Below are 18,769 nucleotides of genomic sequence, written 5' to 3'. Positions count from 1 at the left end.
TATCAGACCGAGAAATACAGCGTCAAGGCGACCACCTACAGGCTGTACGGCGAGATCAGCCTTTTCTACACGCCCCGCAAGACGATCAACGCCAAGGACGAAGACTGGCTGCAGAACGGCTTCCTGAAGTGGTCGAACAGCACGGTCAGGGTGGTCGTTGCCGCGACCGACTTCTACGGGTTCAAGTTCCAGGCCAGCGGCAACAACACGCAGATCAACGGTTGGTTCATCAACAAGGCGCCGTTCTTCATGCTCGACGCGCCGTTCGCGTTCGAGCTCGTGGGGCGCAAATCCGATAAGCGAGGCCTTCACCTGGGCATCACCAAGTTGCGGCTGTCGCACAACTTCAAGTTGAGGAAGAGCTGATGCGCGCGCAACACCAGGCCGTGGCCCGAGCAGTCGAGAAGAAAGGCGAGATGCGATGAACCGGACAGTGAAAGCCCACTCTCCGCTGGGCGGGGATCAATTGCTCTTTCGTTCGATGCATGGCAGCGAGGGGCTCTCGCGCTTGTTCGAGTTCGAGGTCGACCTGCTGAGTGCCAGCACGGCCATCGACCCCAAGGAGGTCCTGGGCAAGCCGCTGACGCTGGAGATCATGACGGCCGCCGCCGAGCCCAGGTACCTGGACGGGCAGATCGTGAAGTTCTCGCTGGTCGGTCGCGAGGGCGGCATATCGCGCCACACCGTATACCGGGCCGTGGTGCGGCCGTGGCTGTGGTATCTCACGTGCGCCAGGGACAACAGGATCTTCCAGAACAAGACGGTGGTGGACATCCTCGAAGCGGTGTTCGGGGTCTACGGCTTCGCGTTCGAGAAGAAGCTGGGTGGCAGCTACCGGACGTGGGAGTACTGCGTGCAGTACGACGAGAGCGACTTCGCGTTCGTGAGCCGGCTGATGGAGCTGGAAGGCATCTATTACTACTTCAGGCACGAGAAGGGCCGGCATACGCTGGTGCTGGCCGACGACATCGGCGCGCACGAGGCGATGCCCGGCTACGCAACCATCGACCGGTTCGCGACGGACCGCGATGCCGCCGACGACATGGAGGCCATCGACGACTGGCAGGTGACCGAGGAAATCAGTCCCGGCAGCTACGTGGTGGACGACTTCAACTTCACTACGCCCCGGGGCGACCTGGCGAGCACGCGCAGCCGGCCGGGGGCGTACGAGCACGGCGGCCACGAGATGTACGAGTGGCTCGGCGACTACACCGACGCAGGGCAGGGCGAGCACTATGCGCGCGTGCGTCTGGAGGAAATGCAGTCGCTGGCGGTGCGCAGCGCGGGACACGCGACGGTGCGCGGCATGGCGCCCGGCTACACGTTCAACATGCGCAACGCCGCGCGTGCCGACGACAACCGTGAGTACCTGATCGTCTCGGTGACGTACGCGCTGCGCGAGGGCGGCTACGCCACCGGCAGCGCTTCGGGCAGCTATGGATTCGGCTTCATGCTGCAGCCGGCGGACACCCCGTTCCGCGCGCCTCGACAAACGCCCATGCCTCGCACGACAGGGCCCCAGACGGCGACGGTCGTCGGTCCTGAGGGTGAGGAGATCTGGACCGACCAGTACGGCCGGGTGAAGCTGCAGTTCCACTGGGACCGCGAAGGGCGGCGCAACGAGAGCAGCTCGGCGTGGGTTCGCGTGTCGCAGGCATGGGCGGGCGAGGGCTACGGCACCCTCCATCTGCCGCGTGTTGGCCAGGAAGTGGTGGTGGACTTCATCACGGGGCGCATCGATCGGCCCATCGTCATCGGCAGGGTCTACAACGCCGACCAGATGCCGCCATTCGACCTGCCGGGGGAGGCCACCAGGAGCGGAATCTTTTCGCGCTCCACACCCGGCGGTTCCCCGGCCAATGCCAACACCCTGGCATTCGAGGACCGCACAGGCGCCGAGCAGATCCTGGTGCATGCCGAGCGCAACCTGGACGTGGAGGTGGAGGGGGACGAGACGCACACGACCGACAAGACGCGCACGACGCTGATCAAGGGGCACGAGTCGGCGACCTACGAGTCGGGCGAGGAGCGGCACATCACGGGCGGCGCGGTGGAGACCATCGACGGCGGCGAAGAGCGCACGGTGACGGGTGGCGCGAGCGAGACGGTGACGGGTGGCGAGGAACGCATGATCACGGGCGGGGCGACCGAGACGATCACGGGCGGGGAGACGCGCACGGTGGTCGGTGGTATCACCGAGACCGACAACGGGGCCGTGGTCGTGACCATCAACGGATCGGTGCTGCGCCTGGTGAGCGGTGCCGATATCCGCGTCACGGGGGGCGGGCGGATCGAGATCATCAATGCCGTGGACTTCACGATCGTGCAGGGACCGCACCTGACCACGGTGACCGGACCGAAGCTGATCTTTGCGCCGACCATCCTGGAAGTCGGCAGCCAATACCGGCTCGACGTTCCCGGCACCTTCACGCTCAAGGCGGCCTCGCTCAGCGTCGTCACCACCCCCACGCAGACGGTCAACGCCATGGACACGCGCTGGTGGGCCCATGCGATCCAGGAAGGCATCGGCCATCAGGCCCTTTGCATCCTCGCAGCCGCCGACAGCTACGGCAGCAAGATCCAGCTGACGGTGTTCAACAAGCTGCTGCAGGCGGGGTCTTTCGTCAATCTGTCGGCCGCCAACTGGGTGCAGGCGATCGACCGGCAATTGATCGGCGGCTACGAATTCAGGCTCAGGAAGGCGGCCATCTCCGGCTCGGCCACCCAGACGACCAAGAGCGGCGTCGAAGTGGAGAAATGATGCACGCCTGTAGCGACAAGGGCGGTTTGCGATGACCTGGCTGGAAGGTGCCGTTGCCGTGGCGGGTGTGGTGGTCGCCATCGTGTCGGGCTTCACCGGCCCGCGGTATTTCAAGGCGGGCAGCAGGACCAAGGCGGCGCACATGAAGGAAGAGGCCTGGTGGGAGGAGCTGCGTCACGCCGGCCGCCACGCGGTTGCCGACATCGTGGGGCTTGCGCGCCCCGGCTTTCGGCTGGTCACGTGGCGCAACGGGTCGCCGAACATGGCGGCGGCGGAGCTGTTGATCGTGTTCCGGGATGCCGACGACCACGAGCGTCGCGTCTGCCTTCGAACTTTCATCGACCAGGAGCTGCTGGCCAACTTCAGCACCGGCAGGCAGGTCCCCATCGTCTATTCCCAGGACGCACCGCTGCGCGTCGCGATCGATCGCGACCGCACACAGCTGGAAATTCCCTCCACGTTCGACGCATGAAAATCATCAAGCCGCTGAGGCTGGGCATGTTGACCCGGCCGTTCATGAGGGACGAGCGCCACTGGCTGGCGGTGACCATCATCGCCATGACCGACAGCCTCGGGGCCGATGCCAGGCTGGTGCCCGAGCCCGACTGCTGGCAGACCTTCGGCGCCGAGTTCGGTGCCGGGGCGGCATTCGACCTCGCGATGCCCAAGGCGCATCCGGAATTCGTCGTCACAGGCCAGGCCTACACCCACCATCAGCAGGACAAGACGCAGTGCGCGGTGCGCGTGCGCGTCGGCCCCCGGCAAAAGGACCTGCTCGTCTTTGGCGACCGCTTCTGGGTCGACGGCCGATCGAGCGCGCCGCAGCCCTTCGAGTCCCGGCGCGTCGATTGGCCGCATGCGTTCGGCGGGCCCGACTTTCCCGAGAACCCGATCGGCACGGGACGAGAGGACGAGACGGTCAATGGCGTGAGAACCCGTCGCCTGCCGAGCATCGAGGACCCCCGTGCGCGGCTGCAGCGGTCCGACCAGGTCGTCGCGCCGGTGGGACTGGCGCCCGTCGACGCTGCGCGGCCTTCGCGCGCGCAGCGGCTGGGGCGCCAGTACGACGAGCACTGGAGCAACCACATCTTTCCCGGTTTCGCGCAGGACATGGACTGGCGCTACTTCAACGCGGCACCGCCCGACCAATGGCTCGCGAGCGAAGACGGCGAACTGCCCGGCATGGACTTCGAGATCTGGAACATGCATCCCGACAAGCCGGTCCTGCACGGCCGCATTCCGGATTGGCGAGCACGCTGCGTGGTGGTGCGCGGCCCCATCAACAGCCTCACGCTCGGCGAAGGCACGCTGGACGACATGCCGATGCGGTTGACCACGGCCTGGTTCTTCCCGCACCTGGAACGCATCGGGCTCATCTACCACGGCTTCCTGCCCGTCGAGGAAGACGATGCGGCCGACATCACCCACGCGATGATCGCGATGGAAGACAGCGCCCTGCCGCCCCAGGGGCTGGACGCGTGGCGCGAGCTCCTCGCGCTGCGCTGCGAGTCGCAAGACCGTGTGCTCTACGGCATGCGCGACGACCTGCTGCTGCCCGAACCCATCATCGGACCGTGGCCCGAACTGGACGAGGAGTTCGAGGGATCGCCGCTGCGGGAGAACATGAAGGTGCGCGCCGCCCACGAACGCACGCAGATGCGCGCGTCATTCAAGGCGGCCGGTCTGGGGCCGGAGGTCGATGCCGCGGAAGATCGCGCGACCGTGCCCGACATGGAGAAGGTCCCGACGATGCAGGAGATGCCTGCCTACATCGCGCGGCGCAAGGCCATCGTCGCGCAAGAGCAACTGAAGATGGACGAGGCGCGCAAGAAGATGGACGAGGCCGCGCAGGCCAATGCCGTCAATTCGCGCCAGGCCGGCTTCGACACCTCGGCCTTCGGTGCGCAGGCGCAGACCGCCAGGCCGAAGGGCCCGCCGAAGGTGAATTTCTGGCCGCGCGTGGAGGCCATGGCGCGGGGTGACGGCACGCCCGGCTATTCGCCGTCGGCCGAGGACATGGCGCGCATGCGCGAGGTGCACGACGAGTCCGCCCGGCAGCTGCTGGCGAGCTACCGCGAAAGCGCGCAGCACCAGGACGCCGCAGACCGCATGTCGACGCAGGCGTCGGCGCTTGCCCGCGCCGTGGTTCAAGAGAAGCTGGCCGGGACGCGGGACCTCTCGGACATGGACCTCACGGGTGCCGACCTGTCGGGTATGGACCTGCGCAACGCCCGCTGGCACCGCACGCTGCTGGAGAGCGCCGATCTCGGCGGCAGCGTGCTCGACGGCGGCGACATGCGCGAGGCGGTGCTCGTGCGCGCGCGTTTCGCCGGCACCTCCATGCGCGATGTGGACCTGACGGGCGCGAACCTCGCGCTGGCCGTGTGCGACAACGCCGCCTTCGCGGGTGCGCGCTTCGAGTCGACCGATCTCGAACAGCTGGTCGCACGGAACTGCGACTTCAGCGGCGCGTTCTTCGACACCGGCGAGGTGACGCAGGTCACGCTCCAGGACTGCCGCTTCGATCACGCGCAACTGCTGAACCTGAGCTTCTCCGAGGGCAGCCGCCTGCACGGCCTGTGCTTCGACGGTGCGCGCCTGCACAAGGTGACCTGGGCGGAATGCCAAGTCGGCGGCCTGCGTTTTCCGGGTGCGGTGCTGGACACCTGCGATTGGACCGACACCGACTGCATGGAGGGCGTGGATTTCTCCGATGCCCAGCTGATCACGACCTGCTTCGTCGGCAGCAGTTGCCTGCGCAAGGCCAATTTCCAGGGGGCCGCGCTGGTCGACTGCAATCTTCGCGAGACGATGCTCGACGAGTCGGACTTTCGCGATGCCAAGCTCGACGGCACGGATTTCACCGACGCCTCGATGCGCGGCGCCAACCTTGCGGGAGCGAGCGCGCACGGTGCCGAGTTCGTCCGCTGCGACCTGACGGCGGCTTCGATGGTGGACGCGAGCCTGATCGATGCAGATCTGCGAAAGGCCATCCTGGTGGCGACCGATTTCCACCGGGCCAACCTGTTCCAGGCAGACCTGTCGCAGTGCCTCATCGACGAGACGACGCGCTTTGACCAGGCCTACACCGCACAGGTGGTCACCGTGCCAAGGCGCAAAGCCCAAGAGGGCGCTCGATGACGCCGAAGGACGTGCAAACCATGGTCAAGCGCGGACAGGAGATCACCCGGCAATCGCTGCAGGGAATGGACTTTCGCGGCCTTGACCTCGCCGGCGGCATGTTCATGGACACGGACTTTTCTGGCGCGGACATGTCGGGCGCGTCTTTGAGCGGAAGCGTCTTCCTGAAATGCCGGTTCACGAATACCGTGCTCGAGCGCGCCAGCCTGAACCAATGCAATTTCCATGAAGGCGATGCGACCGGGGCGAAGCTGGCGGGAGCCGCAATGGACCACGCGAACTTTCACGGCATGCCGCTCGTTGCCGCGTGCATGGACGCCGCCGAGGGGGCGGTCATCGGCTTCTCCGACTGCGACCTGAGTGGGGCTTCGCTGCGCGCGCTGAAGTCCGAGCTGCTGGTGTTCTACAGGTCCAAGCTGGAACGCACGGACTTCTCCGGGTGCCTGCTGGACGGCGCCACCTTCTACCAGGCTGACGTGCGCACCGCGCGCTTCGATCAATGCCATTTCGACAGGGTCATCTTCATCGAATCGGACCTGTCGGGCCAGGTGCTGAGCGAGCAGGTGTTCGAGGGGTGCCAGTTCACCGATGCCAACTTGACCGGCTGCAATTTCGATGGCGCGACGCTGAACCAGTGCAACTTCAAGGGGGCGAAGCTGGAAGGCGCTTCGCTGCGGCGCGTGTCCGCTCCCCAATGCGTGTTCGTGGCCGCGCAACTCGGTGGCGTTGCATTCAACGGCGGCGACTTCCACCAGGGCGTATGGGTCGATGCGCGGCTGCGGGGCGCCGACCTGTCGGGCGCCAACCTGGAGCAATGCGTCTTTCACCGAACGCAATGCGCAAGCGCCAATTTTTCGCACGCGCAGCTGACCTACGCGGACTTTTCCTATGCCGACCTGAGCGATGCCGACTTCCGCGGAGCGACGCTGATGCGTACCAAGGTGCATCGTGCGGTGCTCGGCGGCACGCAGTTCTCGGACAAGGGCGGTCTGCTGCTCGAGGAGCCCGGCCTGTACGAGGCCGAGGCGTTCTCGGCGCGGCGACCGAGGCATCGCGACCTGCCCGAAAAGCGGGGCCGCTCCGGCGACGACATCGTCCAATGAGGGATTCAAGATGATCACCCACTCTCATCTGCCGAACGCCGCGGTATCCGGCGACGAGCCGCGCGCGCGGGCCGCGGCACCCCGGCCCGCCGTCGGCGGCGTTGTGAATGCCCTGGGCATCGTCACGACGATCCTGCCCGGCGGCATCCACAGCGTTTCGCACGAAGGCCGGACATTGCGTTGCATGCGGGCCGCAAGCTGCCTGCTGCGGCCCGAGGTCGGCGACCTGGTGCTCGTCAGCGGACCGGACGAGCAGCGGCTCTACCTCACCGCAGTGGCGGAACAAGCCAACCCGGGCACGGCGCACATCCAGGTGGCGGGAGACCTCACGCTCGCTTCCGAGAAAGGGGCGGTCAGCGTGGAGAGCGCCACCGAGTTGCGCCTGTCGGGGCCGCAGCGGCTGCATATGGGCTCCGCGCAACTGCAGATCAATGCGCAGGCCGCCGACTGCCAGGTCGGACACATGACCTACCAGGGCGTGGAGGCGCGCGCGACGGTGTTGAACATGCGTATCATCGGCCGCGTCTACGAGGCCATCGTCGATCGGCTGGTCCACCTGAGCAAGTCGGCGTTTCGCATGACCGAGGGCGTGGACCAATTGCAGGCCGGCCAGATCGACTACCAGGCCAGCGAACTGGCCCGCCTGCACGGAAGAAACACGGTGGTCACGGCCAAGGATCTGATCAAGGCGGATGCCAAGCAGATCCACATGGGCTGATTTTTTCGAACTTGTCTTCAAGGAGTGCCGAATGTTTTCAGCTTGCCAGGGCCCCAGCCTCGACATCGCATTTCCGGACGTTTGCAAGACGCCGGCCATTCCCATTCCCCATGTGGATCTGGGGCTGGGTTTCATGGCGATTCCGAACGTCACCAACATCCTCTGGCAGTGCCTGCCGGCCCACAACAAGAAAACGAAGATCCCGCTGACCTTCGGCGACAACGCGGGCATCGGCCTGGGCGTGCGCAAGCCTCGCGTGATGAGCGAGTCCAAGAAGATCACGGGCTCGAGCACGTTCCTGATCAAGGGCTCGCCGGCCGTGCGCCTCACGAGCCTTACGCAGCAGAACGGCGGCAATGCCAACGGCATGCTGCTGACGCCGCCGCAACTCAAGTGCGTCAACCTCTGCGCGTGATGCGCGACGAGATGAGCTGAAGCGAAGAGGCCGCGCGCAGACGGCTTCCGATCGCTGACCGCTGCCGTTACCCGCGAGATGCCGCGGGCGCAGCCGTCCCCGCCAGCGTCACCTGCTGCGGCGCCCCCACCCACACCGCCAGCGCCGAATAGTTGTCCTGCAGCGCATCGGCCTTCGCTTCCGCCGCGCGGCGCAGCAGCGCCAACCATTCCTCCGCGCTGGCGGCCAGCTGCAATGATCGCTCCATCACCTGCTGAGAGATGAGTTGCCAGAGCCCGTCCGTGCACAGCAGGAACGCATCGCCATCGGCCAGCTGCTGCGATGCGGACACCGTGGTCTCCGCCGTCGCGCGCGCACCGAGCGCGCGGTACAGGAGGTTGGTCTTGACCAGGCGCTCGCCGCCATTCGCGCCGTTGCCCATCGCGGCTTCGCCCGAACGCTCCGACAGGCTGTGGTCTTCGGTGCGCTGCATCAGCGCGCCGCGGCGGAACCAATAAAGGCGGCTGTCGCCCACGTGGGCCCACGTGGCCTGGCCGCTCGCGCGGTCGACGAACAGCGAGACGATGGTCGCGCTCATGCGGCTCTGGTCGGCCAGTTCGCGCTGCCTTGCGAGGATGGCGTCGTTGGCCGCCTTCACCGCGTGGCGGATGTCGTCGGCCGCGACCGAGGGGTGGTCCACGAAGGTGTTGAGCGCGGTGTCCACTGCGATGCGCGCGGCGAGCTCGCCGCCCGCGTTGCCGCCGACGCCGTCGCTCACCACGAAGCACGCGTTGTGCTCATCCAGGTGGTAGCCGATGGCGTCCTGGTTGCCGGAGCGTTCGCCCACGCACGAGAACTGCGAGGTCGAGATGGGAACCGCGAAAGCGGCGCGGGTGGCTTCAAGCACGGCGCGCCTCCTTCAAGCGTTCCATCTCCCGGTCGTAGGCCTGCTGGAACGCGCGGCCGAAGACGGCCTGGAAATCGTCCTCGACGGCCGCGGTCGTTTCCGCGTGCAACTTCCGCAGCTCGCGCCACAGGCGCGCCTCGCGGCCGCCGGGCAGCATCTTCTCGGCGAGGCTGCCGTCGTGCGGCGTGGTGCGGTTGAGCGTCGCGGGGTCGAAGCGCTGCAGCACCGTGAGAAGCGCCGCGCGCATGCCGGCCACCATGCCCAGCTGGTGCGACTGCAGGTCGCCGAGCGCATCGTGCACGGCGGCCTCGGGCGTGAGGAAACCCGGCATGCGCGCGCCGAACATCTGCATCAGCACGGCGCGGCCGTTGGGCAGGATCTTGAACGGGTTGTTCTCCTCGTCCACGATCATCGTGATCTCGGCGCGCACTTCGCGCTTGAGCATCGCGCGCGAGGACAGGAGTTCGATGGTGCCGTCGGTGAACGCGCGCATCAGCCGGCCGAGGTGGCGCATGGCGTCGGCATCGAACGGCTGCTGGCCCGCGACGTCGGGCACGCCGGCGCCTTCGAGGAACGCCCTGAACAGTTCGTCGGAAGAAGCGGGCGACGACGCCGTCGTCGTGGGCGGAAGCGCTGCGGCCACGGCGGACGGCGCGGTGGACACCGGTTCGGGTTCGGGCTCGGCCGGTTCCGGTGACGCGATCTCGACTGGCGGAACGAGCTCTGCGGGTGCCGTTGCGACAGGTCGTACAGCGGCGGGCGTTTCCGGTTCAACGACAGGCGCCGGTGCCGATGCTGCTTGAGGAGGTGGCGGCGGAGGTGGCGGCGGAGGAGGCGGCGGTGGTGGCGGTGGTGGCGGCGGTTCAGGCGGCGGACTCGCCTCCACCTTCACCGGCTTCGCCTCGGACGCATCGAACGGCACCGGATTCGGCGGCCTGAACTGTGCCCCCACTTCGCGTGCGTGGTTCGCGTGGTTGTACCCCTGCGCGGCGGGCGGATTCGTCAGCAGGTCTAGGGCCGGGTGCCTGTCGCTGAGCGGGTCTTCGTGGGTCAGCGCGGTGGGCCGCGGATCGGACAGCGGCGAGGGCGCGTTGCTGTCGGCCGCGAAGAACGAGAGCGGGTCCATGCCGCGCTTGAGCGCGATGTCGGACATGCCGTCCGCCGCCTCCGGGTTCAGCTCCGCGAGCGGATCGGCGGGGTTCCTTCGCGCCTGCGACGGCAGCTCGAAGGGCTCGTGCGCCAACGGGTCGGGCATCGGCGCCGGCGTGCTGTCGACGCGGCGCGGCGCATTCGCGAGGATGGCGTCCCAGTCGGCGGCGGAAGGGATCTGCGACGTGACCGGTGCAGCCGGCTTCGCGAACGGCGACGGGGGCGGTGCCGTCGTGACCGCGGGCGCGGCGAACTGTTCCCTGGGCGGCGGTGCAACGACCGGCGCCGGTGGCGGTGCTGGAACAGGTGCGGGCGCAGGTGTGGGTGCGGGTGCAGGCATCGCCACGGTCGTCGGCGGCGCATCGCCGATGGGCAGCGCGCCCGCGCCGAAGAGGTCCGAGAACACATCGGAGACCGGTGTCTCCGGCAGCAGCGCATCCATCGAATTGGGCTGTGCCGATGGCACTGCAGGTGAACGCAGCGTTGCCGGCACATCGATCAGCGGCGGCAGTGATGGTGATGGTGTCGGCGGCGAAGGCGGCGGCATCGCTGCAACGCCCGCCGCGCGCTGCGCACTCGCAGCCTCCAGCACATAGCTCCCGATGGCCACGCGGTCGCCATCCGCAACACGCGACTCCTCTTCATGCAGGAGCGTGCGCCCGTTCACGCTGATGGGCAACACCGCGCTCATGTTGCGCAGCACCGCGGCGCCTTCGTCGTCGAAGCGCACGGTGGCCTGCAGGCGCGAGATCTGCCGCTGCTCGTCGGGCAGCACGAGGTGGTTGTCGGGGCTGCGTCCGATGGTGCCTCCGGGCGCTGCAAGCAGTGCCGAAGGGCCTGTTGTCACCGGCCTGCCGGCATGTTCGATCACGGTCCAGCGCATGGCGTCTTCCTGTTGATGGCGAGCGTCGTCGATGGTGTCGGTGTCGGCCGTGGCGGCCGCGCTGGTCAGCGCTTCATTCGCTTGGCCGCCTCGAAGGCGGGACCCCACACCGGGTGCTTGCGCTCGGCGACGTTGAGTTCGAAGTTCGGAAATACATCCAGGATCTTGCGAAATTGCGTGCGGCATTCCGGGATCTGGTTGCTCACGCAATAGCTGAAGGCTTCCAGCTTCATTGCGCTCTGGCGCGTGGCGGGCTCGGCGCCTTCGAACACCGACACGCCGCCGCTCTTGAGCGTGGTGATGGCCTTGGCGTAGTCGCCTTCGTCATAGGCCTGCTGCGCGCGCTCGAGCGTGTCGCGCGCCACCTTCTGGCTCAGGCGTTCGGGTTGCGGTGGCGGCTCGGGCGTGGTCTGGCAACCGGTCGCCAGAAAGAGCGTGAACGCCAGAGCAGGCAGACATGACTTCAATCTTCTCTCCTACCTTGCGAAGGGCAATGAAAGGCAATGCTTGAAAGGGTGTGCCGCGTAATTGCCGTGATTGCGATTGGTAGCGACAGTCGCGGCACCAGCACACGATGCGTCGTCGCCGATGTGCACGACTTCGATAATATAGGCCGCGAACCTCTGGGGGAGATCTCATGCAGCGACGAAGTTTGCTTCAAGGCGCACTTGCAACCACACCGTTGTTTGCGGGCCTCATCAGCGGATGCGCCTCAACAGCGAAATCCCTGCCCACACCTTATGCGGTCACCGTTCGTATCGACGACGGCGTGAACCCCGATGGGCGCGGCCACGCGGCGCCGATTCTCGTGAAGGTCTTCGAACTGAAATCTTCCGGTAACTTCGAGACGGCAGACTACTTCGCACTTCAGGACCGCGACCGCGAGACGCTCGCGACCGAGCTCGTGAATGCGGACCAGGCCATCATGCGAAGCGGCGAAGAGCGCGTCTTCAAGCGGGAAGCGGGGCTTGATTCGCGCTCCATCGGCATCATCGCGGGCTATCGCAAGCTCGAGGCCGCGCGCTGGCGCATCGTGCTGCCGCTGAAGGAACCCAAGCAAACCAATCTCTACAAGGTGTGGCAGTTTTCGCCGAGCGAACAGGCCGTGCGCATCGCCATCCGAAAGACGGGCATCGAATTACTACCAAGTCGTTAACCGGCCGGCAAAGGTAGTCAAAAAGTGCGAAGAATTGGCGCGTGAAATGCGGTGCAAAACGCAACAAGCGGCGTGTAGCATCAGAGCAGACCGATCGATCGGGAGGCCGTTCATCAGCGCATCTCCCGCTTCCGTGTGAGCACTCCCCAGGAGGTTCTTTGGTGACAGTTCGCAACTCGGGCTCCGCACGTTTGGGCGCCCATCCGCAGGCATTGGGAAATCGCGTGGTGTGGTCCGAGGGCATGTACCTGAGGCCCCAGCATTTCCAGCAACTGGAGCGCTACGTCGAGCAGTACGTCACGCGCCGCACCGCGGGCCTGCAGGGCGCTTATTGGGGCTGGCTGCACCTGGACATCGACCGCGATGCCTATGCGCTCGGACGCGTGTCGCTGCTCGGCGGCGCGGGCGTGCTGCCCGACGGCACGCCGTTCTCCTTCGGCATCGAGGACGCGCCGCCGCCCTACGAAGTGCCCAACGACCTGACCGACGAACTCATCGTGCTCGCGCTGCCGCTGCGAAGGCCCGGCAGCGAAGAAGTCATCTTTGCCGACGACGAAGGCTCGGCCGCGCGCTACGGCGTGATCGAGCGCGAGGTGGCCGACGGCAATGCGGTGGCGCTCGGCCCCGCGGTGCTGCAACTCGCCGCGCCGCGGCTGCGTCTGGCGCGTGCCTCGTCGCTCACCGCGGAGTGGCAGGCCATCGGCGCGGTGCGCGTGATCGAGCGGCGCACCGACCACAAGCTGGTGGTCGATGCCAACTACATTCCGCCGGTGCTCGATGCATCGGCGCACGCGATGCTGCGCAGCATGATCGCGGAGCTGCACGGCCTGCTCACGCAGCGTTCCGAGGCGCTGGCTTCGCGCCTCTCGCAGCCCGGCCGCGGCGGCGTGAGCGAGGTGTCCGACTTTCTCCTGCTCGAACTGGTGAACCGTTATCTTGCGACCACCTGGCATGCGCAACAGGCGGTGCAGGTGCACCCCGAGCAGCTCTTCACCGACTGGCTCAAGCTGGCCTGCCATCTCGCCACGCACACCTCGCCCACGCGGCGCCCGGTGCTGTGGCCGGTGTACGACCACGACAACTTGAACGAGAGCATCCGTCCGCTGATGGAGGAGCTCCGGCGTTCGCTCTCGGCCGTGCTCGAGCAGAGCGCGATCGCCATCGAGCTGGAGGAGCGCAGCCACGGCGTGCGCGTGGGCCGCATGCCCGACCCGGTGCTGGTGCGCAACGCGGGATTCGTGCTCGCGGTGCATGCGGACCTGCCGGCCGATGCGATCCAGCAGCGCTTTCCCACGCAGGTCAAGATCGGCTCGGTCGAGCGCATCCGCGACCTCGTGCAACTGCAACTGCCGGGCGTGACCGTGCGGCCGCTGCCGGTGGCGCCGCGGCAGATTCCGTACAACGCGGGCTACCACTACTTCGAGCTCGACAAGAGCGGCGACATGTGGCGCCAGCTCGAGAAATCGGGTGGCGTCGCGATGCACCTGGCCGGTGACTTCCCGGGTCTGGCCATGGAGTTCTGGGCCATCCGTCCGTGAGGGAGCCTATGAATGGTGTCAACGACATGGCCGTCGGTGCCGGCGGCTTCGTGCCGCCCAATCCCGGCGGCGGCAACAACAACAACAACAACAACGGCGATCCGTCCACGCTGCGAGGCCTCGGCCAGCAGCCCGAATCCTTCACCGCATGGCACGACGCGCGGCGCCCGCACGCGGGCGATACCGCGCTCGCGGGCAACAACCCCCTGGTGGCGGCGGCCAATCCGCTGCTCGACCTGATCCCGCAGATCCGCGCCACCGGCCACCACGATGCGCCCGCGCAGTTGCGCGAGCACCTGGTCGACGAAGTGCGGCGCTTCGAGACGCGCGCGCAGCAAAGCGGCATCTCGCCCGAGGTGATCATCGGCGCGCGCTATTGCCTCTGCACGGCGGTGGACGAGGCCGCGGCGCTCACGCCGTGGGGCGGCAGCATCTGGTCGTCGCAGAGCCTCCTGGTGATGTTCCACAACGAGACCTGGGGCGGCGAGAAGTTCTTCCAGCTGCTCTCGCGCCTGGTGCAGAACCCGCAGCAGCACCTGCACCTGATCGAGCTCATCTACTTTTGCCTGGCCATGGGTTTCGAGGGGCGCTTTCGCGTCATCGACAACGGCCGCACGCAGCTGGAAACCCTGAAGCAGCGCCTGCTGCAGATCATTCGCCAGACGCGCGGCGAAATCGCGGTGCCGCTGTCGCCGCACTGGCAGGACGCGACCGCGCCGGTGCGCCGCACGCGCAACTGGCTGCCGCTGTGGGCCGTGGGCGCGGTGGCGGCGGTGCTGCTGGTGCTGACCTTCGCGGTGCTCACCTTCAACCTCGCGGGCAGTTCCGATGGCGCGTTCGCTGCCGTCAATGCGGTGCGCCTGCCGCAGACCGCGCGCGCTGTGGTCATGCAGGCGCCGCAGCCGCGCCTGCAGCGCTTTCTCGAGCCCGAGATCCGCGACGGCCTGCTGACCGTGCGCGACGAGGCCGACCGCAGCGTGGTCGTGTTGCGCGGCGACGGGCTCTTCGCCTCGGGCTCGGACCGCGTGCTCGACCGCTATGCGCCGGTGCTGAGCCGCGTGGCCGATGCGCTGAATTCGGTGGAGGGCAACGTGCTGGTCAGCGGCTTCAGCGACGACCAGCCGATCAGGAGCGTGCGCTTTCCTTCCAACTGGCAGCTCTCGCAGGCGCGCGCCGATTCGGTCAAGAAGATGCTGGCCGCGCGCATCACGCGGCCCGAGCGCCTGCGCGCCGAAGGCCGGGGCGATGCCGATCCGCTCGCGCCCAACGACTCGGCGGCCAACCGCGCGCGCAACCGGCGCGTGGAGGTCACGCTGCTGGTGGCGCCCGTGGCGCCTTCGGCATCGGCAGCACCGGTGGCACCGCAAGGGGGAACCCGCTGATGCTGCGTTCCATCTTCCGTTTCCTCATCGGCCGCGACCTGTGGATTTTTCTCGGCCTCCTGGCCGTGGCGTTCCTGATCTGGGTCATCGGCCCCGTCATCGCGGTGGGCCGCTACCGGCCGCTGGAGAGCGAGTTCGTCCGCATCGTGGTCATCGCGCTGATGTTCGCGATCTGGATCGTGCGGCTGGTCTATCGCAAGTGGCGCGAGAGGCGCCTGAACGCGCAGCTGCTCAACCAGCTGCGCGTGCCTTCGAAGAAGGAGAAAGAGGCCCGGCCCGAAGACGCGCCCGAGATCAAGGAATTGCAGAGCGGCTTCACCGACGCCACCGCGATCCTGAAGAACATGCGCTTCGGGCAGGGCACCGACGGCAAGCCCGCGAGCCGCTTCTCGGTGTTCGACCGGCAGTACCTGTACCAGCTGCCCTGGTACATCTTCATCGGCGCGCCGGGCTCGGGCAAGACCACGGCGCTGGTCAATTCGGACCTGGACTTTCCGCTGGCCGATCAGCTGGGCAAGGCCGCGGTGCGCGGCATCGGCGGCACGCGCAACTGCGACTGGTGGTTCACCAACGAGGCGGTGCTCATCGACACCGCCGGCCGCTACACCACGCACGAGAGCAACCGCGAGACCGACGAGGGCGAGTGGAAGGGCTTTCTCGACCTGCTCAAGAAATTCCGCCCGCGCCAGCCGATCAACGGCGCGATCCTCACGATCAGCATCGCCGACCTGCCGCTGGCCGACGATGCGCAGCGCGCGCGCCACGCGATGGCATTGCGCAAGCGCCTGCTCGAATTGCGCAACGACCTGGGCATCGACTTTCCGGTGTACGTGCTGGTCACCAAGACCGATCTGCTGGCCGGCTTCAACGAGTACTTCGGCTCGCTGGGCCGCGCCGAGCGCGCGCAGGTGTGGGGCTTCACCTTTCCCATCGAAGGCAACCCGGCGGACGCCGCGAAGGCTGACCTTCGCGAGCGCTTTCACCAGGAATACAAGCTCCTGCACCAGCGCCTGGACGAGCGCCTGCCCGAGCTCATGGCGGCCGAGCCCGACCCGATGCGCCGCGCGCAGGCGTACCTGCTGCCCCAGCAGTTCGCGAGCTTCGAGGACATCCTGGGCACCTTCCTGGCCGACGTGTTCAACCCCTCGAAGTTCGAAGCCGCCTCGATGCTGCGGGGCGTCTACTTCACCAGCGGCACGCAGGAGGGCACGGCCTTCGACCGCGTGATGGGCGCGATCAAGCGCTACCTGCAGGTCAACGCGCCGCCCGCGCCGCCGCCGGGTCCGGGCAAGAGCTACTTCCTGAAGGAGCTGCTGCAGCAGGTGATCTTCCGCGACGCGGGCGTGGCCGGCACCAACCTGCGCTGGTACCGGCGCCGCCGCGCCATCGACATCGCGGGCTACAGCCTCATCGGCGTGCTGCTGGTGGTGCTGCTGGGCGCCTGCGTGAACAGCTGGCGCAACAACAAGGACTACGTGGCCGAGGTCGACAACAACGCCAAGGCCTTCAACAAGGCCGCGGCGCGCGGCGAGCTGCCGACGGTGGTCGATGCGAGTGGCGACCTCGCGAGTTCGCTCCTGATCCTGGACCGCCTGCGCGACCTGCCGAAATCGGGCCAGTTCGACATCGGCGATCCGCCCGTCTCGCACCGCTTCGGCCTCTACCAGGGCGAGAAGCTGCAGGCCGCGACCGACGGCGTCTACCAGCGCGCGCTGGAGAGCGTGCTGCTGCCGCAGGCGGCGCAGCGCATCGAGCAGTCGCTGCGCGATGCCGCCAGGATCGATGCGGAGTACAGCTACGAGGCGCTCAAGGCGTATCTCATGCTGTACGACGCCGAGCGCTACGACGCCGACTTTTTGCAGGCGTGGCTCCTCACGGACGTGGACCGCAAGATCGGCGCCTCGCTCACGCGCGAGCAGCGCACCAACCTCGAATCGCACCTGAAGGCGCTGTTCGCGGGGCGCGTGGTGGCCTCGCCCTTCGCCAAGGACGACAAGCTCATCACCCAGACGCGCGAGCGCCTGGCCGGCGTGCCGCTCGCGCAGCGCTCGTATGCGCGGCTGCGCCGCATCCTCCTGCAGACCAGCCCGCCCAATGCCTTCACCATCGCCGAGATGGCGGGGGCCGAGTCGGCGCTGGTGATCCGGCGCGCGAGCGGCAAGCCGCTGACCGACGGCATCCCCACGCTCTTCACCTACCGCGGCTACTGGGACATCTTCGACAAGCGCATGGCCGAGACCACGCTGTCGCTGGAGCAGGAAGACCGCTGGGTGCTGCAGATCCGCGCGCCGGGCATCACCGACGTCACCTCGCGCGAGTTGCTGCTGCGCGAGGTGCGGCGGCTCTACCTCACCGACTACATCCGCGTGTGGGACGAGTACCTGGCCGACGTGCGGCTGGCCGAGAGCAAGTCGCTCCTGCAGAGCATCCAGATGACGCGCGTGCTCTCCACCGGCGAGTCGCCGATGTCGCGGCTCATCCGCGGCGCCGCGCGCGAGACCGACCTGCTGCGCAACCACGACGAGGCCGCGCGCAGCCTGCTGGACCAGGCGCAGAACCGCGTGGCCAGCACGCGCGAGCGCATCGAGCAGCTCATCGGCCAGCCCGACGGCAGCCAGCGCCGCAACACCGCGCCCGACCGCCCCGAGTCGCTGGTGGACAACCACTTCGAGCCGCTGCGCCGCATGGTGACCGTACCCAAGGCCGGCGGGCAGACGCCGCTGGATGCGACGGCCGCGCTCATCAACGAGCTCTACACCTTCCTCACCGCCACCGACACCGCGCTGCGCAGCGGCAACATTCCCCCGTCGAGCGATGCGGTCACCAAGGTGCAGGCCGAGGCGGGCCGGCTGCCGGTGCCGTTCCAGGGGATGCTGAACGACCTGTCGGCCACCGCGTCGTCCAAGGCCGCGGCGGTGACGCGGCAGAACATCGGGCAGAACGCGGCGGCGACCATCGGGCAGTTCTGCAACCAGGCGATTGCGGGGCGCTACCCGTTCACGCGCGGCTCGCCGCGCGACGTGGCGGCGGGCGACTTCGCGCAACTCTTCGCGCCGGGCGGGATGATGGACGACTTCTTCCAGAAGAACCTCGCCTCGCAGGTCGACACCTCGGTGAACCCGTGGACCTTCAAGCGCGGCGTCGATGGCAGCGCGGCGGGGCGCTCGGCGTACCTGGATTCGTTCCAGCGCGCGCAGGCGATTCGCGACGTGTTCTTCACCGGCATGGCGGGCGGGCGCACGCCCTCGTTCACCATCGACCTGCGGCCCGAGGACATGGACGCGGCCATCACCCAGTTCACGCTCGACGTTGATGGCCAGACGGTGCGCTACGCGCACGGCCCGCAGGCGCCGAGCACCGTGAAGTGGCCGGGCCCGCGCAACAGCAACCAGGTGCGCCTTCAGGTGACCACCGCCAACGGCACGCCGGCCGGCGGCATCGTGACCGAGGGGCCGTGGGCGCTGCACCGGCTCTTCGACAAGGCCTCGATCTCGGCGGGCGGCGCGCCCGAATCGTTCAACGCGACATTCGACCTGCAGGGCAAGAAGGTGGTGCTGGCGGTGACGGCCAACAGCGTCTACAACCCGCTGCGCCTGAACCAGATGAGCGGGTTCTCGTGCCCCGGGAAGTCCTAGGC

General features: G+C 67.6%; 13 protein-coding genes and 1 pseudogene. 11 read left to right on the top strand and 3 right to left on the bottom strand.

What is annotated here, in order from left to right:
- From ACZYRS_RS32105 to ACZYRS_RS32075, 7 genes and pseudogenes are all read left to right on the top strand, one after another.
- Positions 1 to 366: pseudogene (locus ACZYRS_RS32105) on the top strand (type VI secretion system tip protein VgrG); the annotation flags it as partial.
- Between the two features lie 67 nt (positions 367 to 433).
- Positions 434 to 2,761, top strand: coding sequence for a type VI secretion system Vgr family protein (locus ACZYRS_RS32100; RefSeq protein ID WP_463422431.1), 2,328 nt, complete (start codon positions 434 to 436; stop codon positions 2,759 to 2,761).
- A gap of 31 nt (positions 2,762 to 2,792) precedes the next feature.
- Positions 2,793 to 3,233: a hypothetical protein gene (locus ACZYRS_RS32095; RefSeq protein ID WP_463422430.1), complete on the top strand. Its 441-nt coding sequence runs from the start codon at positions 2,793 to 2,795 to the stop codon at positions 3,231 to 3,233.
- A complete protein-coding gene (locus ACZYRS_RS32090; RefSeq protein WP_463422429.1) occupies positions 3,230 to 5,902 on the top strand; it encodes a DUF2169 family type VI secretion system accessory protein in 2,673 nt (890 codons plus the stop codon). Before ACZYRS_RS32095 ends, ACZYRS_RS32090 begins: the two co-directional genes overlap by 4 nt.
- A complete protein-coding gene (locus ACZYRS_RS32085; protein WP_463422428.1) occupies positions 5,899 to 7,005 on the top strand; it encodes a pentapeptide repeat-containing protein in 1,107 nt (368 codons plus the stop codon). The genes ACZYRS_RS32090 and ACZYRS_RS32085 overlap by 4 nt, the downstream gene beginning before the upstream one ends.
- A gap of 10 nt (positions 7,006 to 7,015) precedes the next feature.
- The gene (locus tag ACZYRS_RS32080) at positions 7,016 to 7,723 is read left to right on the top strand and encodes a DUF3540 domain-containing protein (protein ID WP_463422427.1); all 708 of its coding nucleotides are present in this window, start codon (positions 7,016 to 7,018) and stop codon (positions 7,721 to 7,723) included.
- Between the two features lie 31 nt (positions 7,724 to 7,754).
- Complete coding sequence (locus ACZYRS_RS32075; protein ID WP_463422426.1) at positions 7,755 to 8,138, top strand: DUF4150 domain-containing protein; 384 nt, start codon at positions 7,755 to 7,757, stop codon at positions 8,136 to 8,138.
- 67 nt (positions 8,139 to 8,205) lie between these two features.
- On the opposite strand, the gene ACZYRS_RS32070 is transcribed toward ACZYRS_RS32075, so the two are convergent.
- From ACZYRS_RS32070 to ACZYRS_RS32060, 3 genes are all read right to left on the bottom strand, one after another.
- The gene (locus ACZYRS_RS32070; protein WP_463422425.1) at positions 8,206 to 9,024 is read right to left on the bottom strand and encodes a PP2C family protein-serine/threonine phosphatase; all 819 of its coding nucleotides are present in this window, start codon (positions 9,022 to 9,024) and stop codon (positions 8,206 to 8,208) included.
- Positions 9,017 to 11,056 (bottom strand): type VI secretion system-associated FHA domain protein TagH, encoded by a 2,040-nt coding sequence (gene tagH, locus ACZYRS_RS32065; RefSeq protein ID WP_463422424.1) that lies wholly within the window; start codon positions 11,054 to 11,056, stop codon positions 9,017 to 9,019. The genes ACZYRS_RS32070 and tagH overlap by 8 nt, the downstream gene beginning before the upstream one ends.
- A 65-nt stretch (positions 11,057 to 11,121) precedes the next feature.
- On the bottom strand, positions 11,122 to 11,523 hold the full coding sequence (locus ACZYRS_RS32060) for a TssQ family T6SS-associated lipoprotein (RefSeq protein WP_463422423.1): 402 nt from the start codon (positions 11,521 to 11,523) through the stop codon (positions 11,122 to 11,124).
- A 170-nt stretch (positions 11,524 to 11,693) separates the two neighbouring features.
- On the opposite strand from ACZYRS_RS32060, the gene tssJ reads away from it, so the two are divergent.
- The 4 genes from tssJ to tssM all read left to right on the top strand — a co-directional run bounded on the left by tssJ (position 11,694) and on the right by tssM (position 18,767).
- Positions 11,694 to 12,212, top strand: a complete 519-nt coding sequence (gene tssJ / locus ACZYRS_RS32055) for a type VI secretion system lipoprotein TssJ (RefSeq protein WP_198789337.1) — start codon at positions 11,694 to 11,696, stop codon at positions 12,210 to 12,212.
- Positions 12,213 to 12,370: 158 nt separating this feature from the next.
- Entirely contained in the window at positions 12,371 to 13,750 is a 1,380-nt protein-coding gene (gene tssK, locus ACZYRS_RS32050) for a type VI secretion system baseplate subunit TssK (RefSeq protein ID WP_463422422.1), read from the top strand.
- 8 nt (positions 13,751 to 13,758) lie between these two features.
- Complete coding sequence (locus ACZYRS_RS32045) at positions 13,759 to 15,132, top strand: DotU family type VI secretion system protein (RefSeq protein WP_463422421.1); 1,374 nt, start codon at positions 13,759 to 13,761, stop codon at positions 15,130 to 15,132.
- Positions 15,132 to 18,767, top strand: coding sequence for a type VI secretion system membrane subunit TssM (gene tssM / locus ACZYRS_RS32040; protein WP_463422420.1), 3,636 nt, complete (start codon positions 15,132 to 15,134; stop codon positions 18,765 to 18,767). Before ACZYRS_RS32045 ends, tssM begins: the two co-directional genes overlap by 1 nt.
- Positions 18,768 to 18,769: the final 2 nt, after the last annotated feature.

This window comes from Variovorax sp. AC194 (assembly GCF_979257995.1).
Note: the sequence above shows the minus strand (reverse complement) of the source record. Positions and strands in the feature narration are given on the sequence as shown.